The sequence below is a fragment of the Acidobacteriota bacterium genome (genome assembly GCA_003225175.1).
In the GTDB taxonomy this organism is placed as follows: Bacteria; Acidobacteriota; Terriglobia; order Terriglobales; family Acidobacteriaceae; genus Gp1-AA112.
Genome location: QIBA01000050.1, coordinates 109,620 through 122,749, shown reverse-complemented (window position 1 = coordinate 122,749; position 13,130 = coordinate 109,620). Strand labels below are relative to the sequence as shown.

The following is a 13,130-nucleotide window of genomic DNA, read 5'->3' as shown; positions in this document are numbered from 1 at the left end:
CCGTGCAGAACACCGCAACCTTTAACTCTGCAAACGGACAATTGACGACCACAGGAAATTTTGGAGCTTTGACGGGCGATCGTGGCGCGCGCATTCTGCAGCTCGTCGGGAAAATTACCTTCTGACACGACCACACAAAGCATCTCAACCATCGCCGCCAGTTCCGTGGCGGCGATGGTTCTTTCGCAGAATCCCCTGTTGACGAAGGCTGGCTCGATCCGACGCCATTAAGGCGGGACAGCTGGGTTTATTTCAAAATATGAAACATAAATTTTTCATCTTGAATTCGTCGCAAGTCTTTTGATATAGGTTCTCGTCCGTTGCAGACCACGTTCGACTTGCTTCTCCGGTTGACGGCTAACGCCGGCCTGCTCCCAAGACAACAGTGGAGGCATCGATGCTGTTCACAAAGAAATCGACCCTGACGTCGATCATTGTATGTATCGCTTTGTCCCTTTCTGCGTTTGCGCAAAGTCGTGGCGGCGAAATAAACGGAACGGTTACCGATTCCTCCGGAGCCGTGGTTCCGGGAGCAACCGTCACACTGACCAACCAAGCCACGAATATCCAAACGCATGTCAACTCCAACAGCAGCGGGTATTTCGTGTTCCTGAACGTGCAACCGGGCGCCTATGAAGTCACCGTGGAGAAACCCGGATTCAACAGGGGGGCAATTCCGAATTTTCAAGTCGGAGTCTCGCAGACACTGACGCAGAACTTCCAACTTGCGCCCGGCGCCGTCGCTACTACCGTAGAAGTTACCGCTCAGGCACCGCTGGTGGACAACAGCACTACTGAACTCGGCACCGTGATCGAAACCCGCGCCGTGAACGACCTGCCGCTGAATGGGCGGAATTTCACGCAGTTGCTGACGCTCACGCCCGGCGTAACCCCAGTCTCGACCTCCCAGAACCGGAGCCTTGGCTGCTGCGAAGGCAACGTCGGAATTCCCGGATCGGGATTCTCCGACGGCTCCTTCCATGGCCAGAACAACCGATCCAAACTGTACTTCTTCGACGGGATCATCAACACCAACGTTCGCGGGCCGACATACATCGTGATCCCAAATCTCGATCTGGTACAGGAATTCAAAGTCGTCGGGCACGATGCAAAGGCTGAGTTCGGCGGCGCCAGCGGCGGAGTTGTGAACCTGGTTTCCAAATCGGGTGGCAATTCGTTCCATGGCTCCGCATTCGAATACGTTCGCAATAACTTCTTCGACGCGCGCGACAGCTTTGCCGATGGACCCACTGGATGCACCTTGGCGCGCTGCAAACCTGGGCAGTTGGTTCCCAGCGGCCCGGCTGCATTCCACCAGAATCAATTTGGTGCGGCAGTCACCGGTCCAATCTTCAAGAACAAGACATTCTTCTCAGCCGGGTACGACGGATGGCGTTACAGCAAGCCTGACCAGGCTTTGTCATATGTCCCCACAGTTGCCGAGATTGCTGGGGACTTCACGAACACGAGCGGTGCCTTCAAGAAACAGATCTATAATCCCTATTCGACCCGGCAAGTTGGCGCCAATTTCCAACGCGATCCCTTCTATTGCAGCAACGGAGCACCGATCGCTCCCAATCCCACGACGCATCTGCAGCAACCTCTGGGGACCGGGCTCACTCCTCCGGCAGGCGTTCAAGTCTGCAACATAATTCCGCAAGCTTTGATCTTTGGGCCGATGCAGCAGTTCTTCCAGACGTACTCGGCAGTGCCCAACATCGTCGACCCCACGGGGAAGAATAACTTCGTCCGCGATCGGGCGACGTTGAACAACTCAAATTCCTTTACCGGGCGAATCGATCATCACTTCCGCGACGCCGATGTTGCGTTCTTCCGGTACACGGAACAACGGAATTCTATCTTTACGCCGATTGGCGAAGCGGGCTCTACAAGCGGTGGCTCACAGGGCAGGAACTATGGCGGAGGATGGACGCATCTGTTCAGTCCGAGCATGGTCCTCGATGTGCGCGCCGGTTATGCCGGACGTCCCGGTGTGGATGCCGGCCAACAGAACACGAGCACGGCCGGGTTTGACCCGTTGAAAAAGGCTGGGTTTCAGGACATCGATAAATATAGTGGATTGCTTGTCGCCCTCAGTCCGAGTACGAATTGGACGAACGGCGGAAACAACAACTTCGGCATTCGTGGCCCCGCACCCCGCGAGAACCCCAACTGGAGCCTGACTCCTGGCCTGAGCTGGCTAAAGGGCCGACATAATATCAAGACTGGCGGCTGGTATATCAATGCCAAACGAATCCAACTGAATACGTTTCAGACTTACACCTTTAGCGACGAGCAGTCGCGCAATCCTTCGGTTAACAATACGGGTTTGGCGCTGGCGTCTGCACTGCTTGGTTTCCCCAGCAGCTTCACAGCCCAACTTCCGATTCCGCATGGTGGCCCGGTTGAATTCGGCTACGCTTCCTGGGCGGCCTATTTGCAGGATGAATGGAAGATCGCTCCCACTCTGACTCTCACAGCGGGACTCCGATACGACTATGTAACGCAACCACACACCCTGGATGGCCGACTCTGGAACTCACTGGACCTCGCCAACCAGCGATACATCATCGGAGCCAAAACCATGCCGCCATTGTGCACGGTGGCGGGAAAGGCGCCGTGCATTCCCGATGCGCCTGTACCGGGCGCGCCGCAGGGCTTTCTCTCCGATCCCTTCGCCAATCATGTGGTTCTGGCGGGAAAGGATTTCTTCGCCCCTCCGCCGATCAAAGATAATTGGGGACCCCGCGTGGGCATCGCCTGGCAGTTCACTCCCAAAACGGTAATGCGTGCTGGCTATGGCTTGTATTGGGATCCACTTACCGCCCGCAGTCAGTATGCGCAGAATGATCTGGAGGCAATGGTGTGGCCGGATGCTGTTGCGTTCAATGGGACAGCCAATGCTTGCAGCAACGGTGGCTCCTGCGCTTTCACAAACGGAACCGCAATCAACATCATCCAGCAACAGGGACTTGGTTTTGCTACACCCATACCGACGTATACCTCACCGGGCGCAGGCAAACCAACTACTGGCCTTCCGTGGAATGGTTTTCCGAACCAGGGTGACGATCCGAATTTCAAGGATGGATATTCCCATCAATGGAACTTCGAAATTCAGCGCGAGTTGTCGCCGACCATGATGGTTTCCGTCGCCTATGCGGGCAGCAAGAGCGGACGCCTTCCTTATGGCGCAGGAAACGCCAATGCCGCGAATCAGGCATTTCCGAATGGAACGCCGGCTTCTGTAGTCGACGCAGCCCGACAAATGCCTTGGGTTACGGCAGGGCTTACCTATTCCCGTTCTATCGGCGAGGCGCACTACAACGCTTTGGAGAGCCGCTTCCAGAAACGTTTCTCGGGCGGCCTGCAAACGTTGGTTTCCTACACCTGGGGTAAATCCACTGACACCGGCAGCGGTTATTTCAATGTCGAAAATGGACCGGGCGGAGGTTCCACCATCCAGAACTTCTACGACATGAACACGGCCCGTGGTCAGTCTTCCTACAACATTCCCCAATTCCTTTCCTGGGCGACCGTATATGAACTGCCGGCCGGCAAAGGAAAAGGGCGGTTCGATCACGGAATCACAGAATGGCTGTTTGGAGATTGGCAAGCCAATTACATCTTCCAGGCACGGTCGGGCGCGCCGTATAACCTTCAGGTCAGCGGCGATGTGGCTAATCTACGTGGCAGTGCACCCGCTGCGCCAGGTACCTATGCGCGTCCGAACCTCCTAGCCGATCCATTTGCGGCTGGACCGGTGGCTGCGAATCCAGATCCCGCTTGCCAAAAAACTATCTCGCAAGGCGGTAAGGCGGCGGATGCGACGCACACGATCGCCAGTTGGTTCAACCCGTGCGCGTTTGGCGTTCCCTCCGGCGCGTTCGGCAATCTAGGCCGGAATGCTTTCAATGGACCGCACGTAGTGAACATGGACTTCTCCATGTTCAAGAACATACCGATCCGGGAAAGCGTAAGCCTGCAGCTCCGTTTTGAGGCGTTCAACGTGTTCAATATTCAGAATTACGACACACCGGCAAACGCTCAACTCACGATTAATTCCGGCAATGTCACCGTTAACGGCGTCGCCGTTCCTGCGATTGCAACTGCCGCAGGAAGCCTCACGCAATTGGCGCAGGGCCAGACGCCGCGTCAGATGCAATTTGGGCTGAGGTTTATCTTCTAGCAGTTGAGCTCTGTCGCTACTCCGGCCGATCGACGCCGGAGTAGCGGCTTCCTCATGCTTCATTCGTTGAAACACACAGATGTCGACCAAACAGCTTCCAGGCCGTCGCAAGTTCGCACGCGATCTCGCAGTGGGACTAACTGCCGTTCCTGTATCAGGAATGGCACAAGCGATCTTTGCAAGCAGTCCGTCGGCGGAGACGTCGCGCCAGTCTGATCACAGCTACATTTTCGACATACGCGACTTCGGCGCGATTCCTGACGGCAAGACGCTCGCAACAAAATCAATTCAGGCTGCCTTCGACCGATGCCACGAAGCCGGTGGAGGAAAGGTAGTCATTCCGCCCGGCAGATACCTGAGCGCTCCATTATTTCTGCGGAGCAATCTCGAGCTGGAGCTGTTGCCCGGAGCCTATTTGCTGGGAAGCACGAACTTCGATGACTATCCGACGATTCAGGGACGCTGGGAGGGTCTTGATCGAACCATTTTCGCTTCTCTGCTCACAGGTCAAGATCTCGAAAATGTCACGATCTCGGGCCGAGGGACCATCGATGGTCAAGGGCAAGACTGGTGGAAAGCGCATCGAGAGACGCAGGCTCTGCGGCGCAAATTGGGCCTTGAGGGACGTGAGCCGGAGAATCCTCCGGGCTCTCCCCTCAAGTGGCCTCGTCCTCGGCTAATCAATTGCTATCGATGTAAGAACGTCCACATCTCTGGAATCACGATTCTGAATTCGCCTTCGTGGCAGGTGCATCCCGTGCTTTGCGAGGAAATCTGCATCGATGGCGTGACCATCTGGGCTCCGGGAGATTCGCCAAACACGGATGGCATCGATCCCGATTCCTGCAAGCTGGTCCGCATTTCGAACTGTTACATCAGCACCGGCGACGACTGCGTCGTCATCAAGTCCGGTTACAAGTACCAGCCGGGCGTGAATCAGATACCCAGCGAAGACATCACCGTCACGAACTGCATTTTCGGAACCGGTCACGCCGGAGTCGCGATCGGCAGCGAGACATCCGGAGGGGTGCGCAACGTGGCCGTCAGCAACTGCGTCTGTAACGGCACACGCCGCGGGCTCTATATCAAGAGCGCCCGCGGTCGAGGGAACATCGTCGAGAACTTCAGAGCATCAAACGTTGTGCTCAAGAACATCCTCGATACAGCCGTTCACGTCGGCATGTTCTACACCGGCAGCGACCGGACTGCCCGTGTCGAGAAGAATGAGGCTACGCCGACGTTTCGCAATTTTCATTTCAGCGGCATCATCGTCGAGGGCGCTCCTCATGCTGTCATCGTTGAGGGCCTGCCGGAGAGTCCCATTCGGGAATTCAGCCTGGAAAATGTTACCGTGAACGGTGTTAAGGCCGGATTAACCTGCTCCAACACGCAACAAGCCCGCTTTGAACGCCTGACAGTGAACTCAGAGAGCGGACCTTCTTTCTCTTTTAGTGATGTGCGCGATCTGGACGTTTCCCAACTTCGTACCGCCAAGGCCGCCCCAGAGGAAGTTGTGATTCGTATGGAACGGGTCGAAAATGTATCTGTCACCTCCTGCGCCGCACTGGAATCGAGCCGTGCTCTTCTCGAGGTCCACGGAGGGGGCTCACGGGATGTGGTGCTCGCGTTGAACCGCGTGCCCAAAGGCGTACCGGAAGCGGTATTTGCCGGAGGAGCGGATACATCCGTAGTGGAGAAGCGTGCCTGAAACTCTAACCCAAAACCGGATATTGAAACTCGATCGCCGCGATAACCTCATCATCGCGCTCACGGATTTGCGCATAGGCGAAGAGGTGAATCTCGGAAACGAGACTTACACAATCGTCACTGACATTCCTGCCAAGCACAAGTTCGCGCTGAAGGACTTCGCCCCCGGGGAGCACATCATTATGTACGGCGTGGTGGTCGGCAAAGCCACGCAGCCGATTCGCAAAGGCGAGCTGATTACTACTCGCAACATTCGCCACGAAGCCGCCGAGTTCCATCAGAAATCTGAAAGTTATTCGTGGCATGCTCCCGATGTTTCAGCGTGGAAGAAGCGCACCTTCCACGGCTACAAGCGCGTCGATGGACAAGTGGGCACGCGTAACTACTGGTTGGTCGTTCCGCTGGTTTTCTGCGAGAACCGCAACATCGATGTGTTGCGTAAGGCCTTCGACGAGGGCCTCGGGTACGCTCCGCCTCAGGTATACCGCCAGCAGGTTGCAGCTCTTGCTCGCTTGTACCGCGAGGGCAGATTAGATGCGATCAAGACCTACCAGCAAAGCAGCGAAGATAGCCGACAACAACCTCATGGTTTTTTCGAAAACATTGATGGGGTCAAGTTCCTCACACATGAACGTGGCTGTGGCGGGACGCGCGAAGATGCGCGAAATCTGTGCGGCCTGATCGCGGGATATCTGCACCATCCAAACGTTGCCGGGGCAACGGTTCTCAGCCTTGGATGTCAGCACTCGCAGGCCGATATCCTGCGCGAAGAGATCGCCAAGCGTGATCCAGATTTTGCCAAGCCGCTGATCCTGCTCGAGCAGCAGAAGAGCGCCTCCGAACGCGCAATGCTGTCCCAGGCGATACGAGAAACATTCCTCGGGTTGGTCGAAGTCAATCGCGTACAGCGAGAGCCTGCATCTCTCGACAAGCTGAGCGTAGGGCTGAAGTGCGGCGGCTCGGACGGCTTCTCGGGTATCTCCGCAAACCCAGCGATCGGCCACATCTCTGACATACTCGCAGTAGTGGGAGGAACCACGCTCCTCTCCGAATTCCCCGAACTTTGCGGAGTCGAGCAATCTCTTATCAATCGCTCAACCAGTCAGGAAGTCGGCGACCGCTTCATCGCACTGATGCGCGATTACGCAGCGCGGGCAAAAGCGGTACGAGCGGGCTTCGAAATGAACCCCTCCCCCGGGAATATTAAGGATGGACTCATCACCGACGCCATGAAATCCGCCGGAGCTGCCCGTAAAGGCGGAGATTCCCCGGTTACCGCAGTTCTGGATTATCCCGAGTACGCAACTGTACCTGGCCTGAACTTGCTCTGCACTCCAGGGAGTGATGTGGAAGCCGTGACCGCACAGGTTGGCGCAGGCGCGAACGTTGTTCTTTTCACCACTGGCCTCGGTACACCGACTGGGAATCCCATCGCTCCGGTCATCAAGATCTCGACCAATTCAGAGCTGGCACAGCGAATGTCCGATGCCATCGACATCGACACGGGAACAATTATTTCCGGCGAGGAGTCAGTGGAAGAGGCTGGCGAACGCATTCTGGAGCTGATCCTTAAAGTTGCCGGCGGCGAGACAAGGACCAAAGCGGAACTCCTTGGACAAGACGATTTCATTCCCTGGAAACGAGGTGTCTCACTCTGAATCCGAACGGTAACAATTCGGCCTTATTTCGGCTCGACGGTAAGACCGCAGTCATCACCGGTGGCGCCAGCGGTATCGGCCAGGCGATCGCCGTTTGTTTCGCTCAGCAGGGCGCGGCGGTCCACATTCTCGAACTCGACAAGACCAACGCCGAGCAGACTGTGACGACGATTCGCGACCAGGGCGGCGCCGCAGAGTGGCACACGTGTGACGTCTCAAGCCAGCAGCAAGTCAAAGATGTGTTCTGCAAGATTGGGGCCCGCAATGCGATCCATATCCTCGTGAACAATGCGGGAGTTGCGCACGTCGGCAAGCTCGAAACTACCAGCGAAGAAGATTTCGAGCGCATCTTCCGCATCAACGTAAAGGGCATTTATAACTGCATGTACGCGGTCATCGATTACATGAAGACGGGCGGCGGAGGAGTCATCCTGAATCTCGCTTCGATCGCCGCCACCGCCGGATTGGCCGATCGCTTCGCGTACTCCATGAGCAAGGGGGCAGTGCTCACGATGACCTATTCGGTGGCGCGCGACTACGTTACTCAGAACATTCGCTGCAACTGCATTTCCCCGGCGCGTGTTCACACCCCTTTTGTCGATGGCTTCGTCCGCAAGAACTATCCCGGCCGCGAGCAGGACATGTTTCAGAAGCTGGCCCAATCGCAGCCGATGGGCCGGATGGCCCAGCCCAGCGAGGTAGCGTCCCTCGCGCTGTTTCTCTGTTCCGACGCCTCCAGTTTCATAACCGGAACCAATTACCCGATTGATGGAGGATTTCTCAACCTGCACGGCTAGCCCGTAGGGCAGGATTCTTTCATGCAGATCGACGCCCACCAGCACTTCTGGCGTTATGACCCGGTACGAGACGGCTGGATTACAAACGAAATGACAGTCCTGAAACGGGATTTCATGCCGGAAGAATTGATTCAACGAATGAACGAAGCCGGGATTGATCGGGCGATCGCAGTTCAGGCGGATCAGTCAGAACACGAAACCAAATTCCTGCTCGATCTGGCGGAAAAGAATTCCGCCATCGCCGGCGTCGTAGGATGGGTGAATTTACGTGACCCCAGGATCGAGAAACGGCTCGAATATTTCTCGCGTTTTCCGAAGCTACGCGGATTTCGGCACATCGTTCAAGCCGAACCCGACGATCGCTTCTTGATGCGCGATGACTTTCAGCAAGGGATACGCGCTCTTGCTTGCCACAACTTCACCTACGACATTCTTATTTATGCGCGGCAGCTTCCGGTAGCGGTCGAGTTTGTTAGCCGATTTCCGAGGCAGAGGTTCGTGCTGGATCATCTTGCCAAGCCATCGATCGAGACCGGCGAAATCGATACGTGGGCCCACAACATTCGCGTGCTGGCACAATCCCGAAACGTGCACTGCAAGTTGTCCGGCCTGGTGACCGAGGCTGATTGGAAGAGCTGGAACGCTGAGACTTTTCGTCCGTACCTCGATGTTGCATTTGAGGCGTTCGGCACCGATCGGCTCATGTTCGGCTCTGATTGGCCTGTGTGTCTGCTGGCCGGCAGTTATGCGCAAGTAAAAGACGTCATCGAGAGCTACACCCGCGATCTCTCTGTGACTGAGAAAAAAAAGATCTTTGGGTTAAACGCCGCTCGATTCTATGGACTTGCAGCTTAAGGATAAGGTCATCGTCATTACCGGAGGCGCGAAGGGGATTGGCGCGGCGATCACGCGCACCAGTGTCGACGAAGGTGCAGTTCCGGTAATCGTTGATCGTGATGAAAAGACATTGCGGCAAATCGAGAAAGAGCTGAAAGCGAAACACAAGCAAGCTGTTTGTATTCAGGCAGAGTTGAGCAAGCCGGAAGAGTGCAGGCGAGTTGTCTCCGAAGCTCACCGACAGCTTGGTCGGATCGATGCGCTGGTGAACAACGCCGGCGTCAATGACAAGATCGGGCTCGAAGAAGGGAGCCCCGAGAAATATGTCGAATCTCTGGAACGCAACCTTCTCCACTACTACAACATGGCGCACTATTCGCTGCCTTATTTGAAAAAGGCGAGCGGCGCGATCGTCAACATCAGTTCCAAAACGGCGATCACTGGGCAAGGCGGAACTTCAGGCTATGCCTCTGCCAAGGGAGCCATCCTGGCACTCACACGGGAATGGGCGGTAGAGCTCCTTCCCTATGAAATCCGCGTCAACGCGATCCTCCCAGCTGAAGTGATGACGCCGCTTTATCGCCAGTGGCTCGATACTTTTTCGAATCCTGCTGAGAAGCTGGCAAGTATTACCGCAAAAATCCCGCTGGGCAAGCGGATGACCCTTGCCGACGAGATCGCCTGGACCGCGATCTTTCTGTTGAGTCCACGCTCGGGCCATACCACAGGACAGCAGTTGTTCGTGGATGGGGGTTATGTGCATCTGGATCGCGCAATCACTTAGAGAGGCCGCACTGCATGTCGACTCGATCTCAAGCCGCCATATCAGCGCACATTACGGAGCGAAGATTTCTGAGGCCGTTTGTACTGATTACTTCGCTCTTTTTTCTGTGGGCCTTTGGCGTAAATCTGAATGACATCCTGATTCCACGGTTTAAAACGGCATTTGCACTCACAGATTTTCAATCTTCATTTATCCAAGTCGCATTCTTTGGAGGCTATTTCCTAGCCGCTTTTCCCGCCGGCAAATTGATGGAGCGCATCGGCTATAAGCGCGGCATATTGTTTGGACTGTTGCTGTGTGCAACAGGCGCATTGCTTTTTCTGCCGGCTGCTTCGATCGGCGTCTATGCATTCTTCCTGGTTGCACTCTTTGTGATGGCCTGCGGCCAGAGTTTTCTTGAAGTTGCGGCCAATCCTTACGTGACCGTTCTCGGTCCTGCGGCGAGTGCAGAGCGGAGATTGAACTTCGCGCAGTCGTTTAACGCTGTCGGGGCGACAATCTCTCCTCTGCTGGGCCGTGCGCTGATTCTCACAGGCGTGGAATACACTCCGGCGCAACTTGCTCTGATGAGCGCTGGACAGGTGCAAGCCTATCGCGCCGTTCAGGCAGGCACGGTCAAGGTGCCCTATCTATTGATAGCCGGAATATTCCTGGTAGTCGCTGCTGCCACTTATTTTACGCATCTGCCTGACGTGATCGAGGAAGCAGACAAATCCACTGCCGCGGAGCTGCACTCCGACTCTGTTCTTTCACATCCTCATTTGGTGAAAGGTGTGATCGCCCAGTTCTTTTACGTAGGAGCGCAAGTGGGAGTTGCCAGTTTTGTGATTCGATTTGCGCAGCACACGGTGCCCGGTATGACTGCCGCTATCGCTGCATACTACCTGCTCGGACACCAGTTCGGATTCATGATTGGGCGCTTTACTGGATCGGCGCTGATGAAGACCATTGCTCCTGCGCGCCTGCTTTCGATCTTCGCCATAGGATGTCTTGCCTCTGTCTCGCTAGCCCTGCTTGCTCATGGCAGCCTGCCGGTATGGGCCGTCGTGTAGATCGGCTTCTTTCACTCGATCATGTTCCGGACCATCCTTGCGCTTGGAATCAAGGATCTGGGACCGTTAACCAAGCGGGGCTCCTCGCTCATGGTAATGGCGATTATCGGGGGCGCGATCTTCCCTGCCATCATGGGACGTATCTCCGACGCCACCAATATCCAAACCGCCTTCATCGTTCCGCTGATCTGTTATCTGTACATCCTGTACTTCGCTGTCGCGGGGTACAAGCATTCTGGAGCATCGAGTATTCGTCCGGCGGTCGAGGCGCAACGCGCATGAATCGGCGCTACTGCCTCACTCTCGATCTCAAGGACGATCTCCAGCTGATCGCCGAATACAAGAAATATCACGAGAGGATCTGGCCGGAGATCACGCAGAGCATCACGCAAGCGGGAATCGAAGATCTTGAAATCTATCTACTTGGCACCCGGATGTTCATGATTATGGAAGTGAATGACCGTTTCTCATTTGAAGCAAAGCGAGCCGCCGATCGCAAGAATCCTAAAGTGCAGGAATGGGAACAATTGATGTGGAAGTTCCAGCAGCCTCTCCCCGAGGCGAACCCAGGGGAAAAGTGGTTGCTGATGGAACGCATTTTCAAGCTTGAGAAGTAGCTCACTGTTTCAAGAAAAATTTCCCTCACAAGGACTCCCCAATGAACGATAAGACTATCTCCCGGCGAGCGTGGCTGAAAGGCGCTGGCGCTTCGCTAGTCACGGCAGGAGTGCTCAAGGCGCAGACCGCGACCCAGCCTCCCGCCCAGCAGATTCCTGAAGGACAAACCTCCATTCACATGCTCGATCCACAGGAGCAGGTTGGCGAGCCGCCGGCGATCGCCGCGAATCGCGAGCAGCGCATGCAGTGGTGGCATGCGGCAAAGTTCGGCATGTTCATTCATTGGGGGCTCTACAGCGCGCGAGCTCGTCATGAATGGGCGATGGAGAATGAGGCAATCCCGATTGAGGAATACACGGCGCTCACGAAGCAGTTCAAACCAAAGCCGAATGCGCCTCGCGACTTCGCGCGGCTGGCCAAGGCAGCTGGACAGAAGTACATGGTGATGACAACGAAGCATCACGAAGGATTCTGCCTGTGGGATACAAAATTCACGAACTACAACGCCGCCAAACAAGGTCCGGGACGTGATTTGGTACGCGAGTACGTGGAAGCAGCTCGCGCCGAAGGCTTACGTGTTGGCTTCTACTACTCGCTGATGGACTGGCATCATCCCGACGGGGCCAACTGTGCAACAGACGAAGCCGCACGCAGGCGATTCGTCGATTACACCCACGGACTCATCCGTGAGCTGCTCACCAACTACGGAAAGATCGACGTTCTCTGGTACGACGTGGCCTGGCCTCTCGACGCAGCAGGGTGGGAGTCAGTCAAGATGAACGAAATGGTCTTCCAGCTTCAGTCGGAGATCATCGTGAATAATCGCAATAAACTGCAGGGAGATTTCTCCACTCCCGAACAGCGCATCTCTGCAGAAACCGGCGGTCGCGCGTGGGAGTCCTGCATGACGCTGAACGATAGCTGGGGATACCAGCGTGCGGACGATAACTGGAAGAACGCAAGAACGGTGATTCGCAACCTGATCACATGCGCGCGCGACGGCGGCAATTATCTCTTGAATATCGGTCCGCGAGCAGATGGTTCCATCCCGGAAGCGTCGGTTCGCATTCTGCAGGAAGTCGGCCAGTGGATGAGCAAGAATGGAGACACGATCTACAAATCCGATCACTGCGAACCACGCCGTTCCGCATATGCCAGCTACACGCGCACCGGGAACACATTATTTATGCATGTTCATTACTGGCCCGGCGGCGACGTGAATATGTGCGGCCTGAAGGTGAACGCGAAATCCGTGCGGCTGTTTGCGAGCAATCAGAAAGTCGAATTCAAGCAGGATGCCTATCAGCTCCACATGTATAACCTGCCGCAGCAGGCGCCGGATCATCCCGTAACAACGCTGGCGATCGAGTGCGATGCGGAACCGACGCAGGACAACATCTTTGTCCGCAATGAGAAGCCCCGGGACGGAGTGTAAGGATCGCTTTGCGCACTCTAGAGACGTGTATGCTACGTCTCTACCATGCAGCTTGG

The 13,130-nt window shown here is 55.8% G+C and carries 8 protein-coding genes and 1 pseudogene; all 9 read left to right on the top strand.

Annotation, left to right across the window (positions count from 1 at the left end):
- Window positions 1–397: 397 nt before the first annotated feature.
- The 9 genes and pseudogenes from DMG62_14115 to DMG62_14075 all read left to right on the top strand — a co-directional run bounded on the left by DMG62_14115 (window position 398) and on the right by DMG62_14075 (window position 13,074).
- On the top strand, window positions 398–4,186 hold the full coding sequence (locus DMG62_14115; GenBank protein ID PYY22405.1) for a hypothetical protein: 3,789 nt from the start codon (window positions 398–400) through the stop codon (window positions 4,184–4,186).
- Window positions 4,187–4,265: 79 nt separating this feature from the next.
- Window positions 4,266–5,894 carry a glycosyl hydrolase family 28 gene (locus tag DMG62_14110; protein PYY22404.1) on the top strand — a complete coding sequence of 543 codons (1,629 nt, stop codon included), beginning with the start codon at window positions 4,266–4,268 and terminating at the stop codon, window positions 5,892–5,894.
- The gene (locus DMG62_14105) at window positions 5,887–7,551 is read left to right on the top strand and encodes an altronate hydrolase (protein PYY22403.1); all 1,665 of its coding nucleotides are present in this window, start codon (window positions 5,887–5,889) and stop codon (window positions 7,549–7,551) included. The genes DMG62_14110 and DMG62_14105 overlap by 8 nt, the downstream gene beginning before the upstream one ends.
- A complete protein-coding gene (locus DMG62_14100) occupies window positions 7,548–8,348 on the top strand; it encodes a short-chain dehydrogenase (protein ID PYY22402.1) in 801 nt (266 codons plus the stop codon). Before DMG62_14105 ends, DMG62_14100 begins: the two co-directional genes overlap by 4 nt.
- Before the next feature lie 21 nt (window positions 8,349–8,369).
- Window positions 8,370–9,203: an amidohydrolase gene (locus DMG62_14095; protein ID PYY22401.1), complete on the top strand. Its 834-nt coding sequence runs from the start codon at window positions 8,370–8,372 to the stop codon at window positions 9,201–9,203.
- On the top strand, window positions 9,187–9,969 hold the full coding sequence (locus tag DMG62_14090; protein PYY22400.1) for a short chain dehydrogenase: 783 nt from the start codon (window positions 9,187–9,189) through the stop codon (window positions 9,967–9,969). Before DMG62_14095 ends, DMG62_14090 begins: the two co-directional genes overlap by 17 nt.
- A gap of 50 nt (window positions 9,970–10,019) precedes the next feature.
- A pseudogene (fucP, locus tag DMG62_14085) lies at window positions 10,020–11,303 on the top strand (L-fucose:H+ symporter permease).
- Window positions 11,300–11,638: an L-fucose mutarotase gene (locus tag DMG62_14080; protein ID PYY22399.1), complete on the top strand. Its 339-nt coding sequence runs from the start codon at window positions 11,300–11,302 to the stop codon at window positions 11,636–11,638. Before fucP ends, DMG62_14080 begins: the two are co-directional and overlap by 4 nt.
- Before the next feature lie 41 nt (window positions 11,639–11,679).
- The gene (locus DMG62_14075) at window positions 11,680–13,074 is read left to right on the top strand and encodes an alpha-L-fucosidase (GenBank protein ID PYY22398.1); all 1,395 of its coding nucleotides are present in this window, start codon (window positions 11,680–11,682) and stop codon (window positions 13,072–13,074) included.
- The last annotated feature ends 56 nt before the right edge of the window (window positions 13,075–13,130 follow it).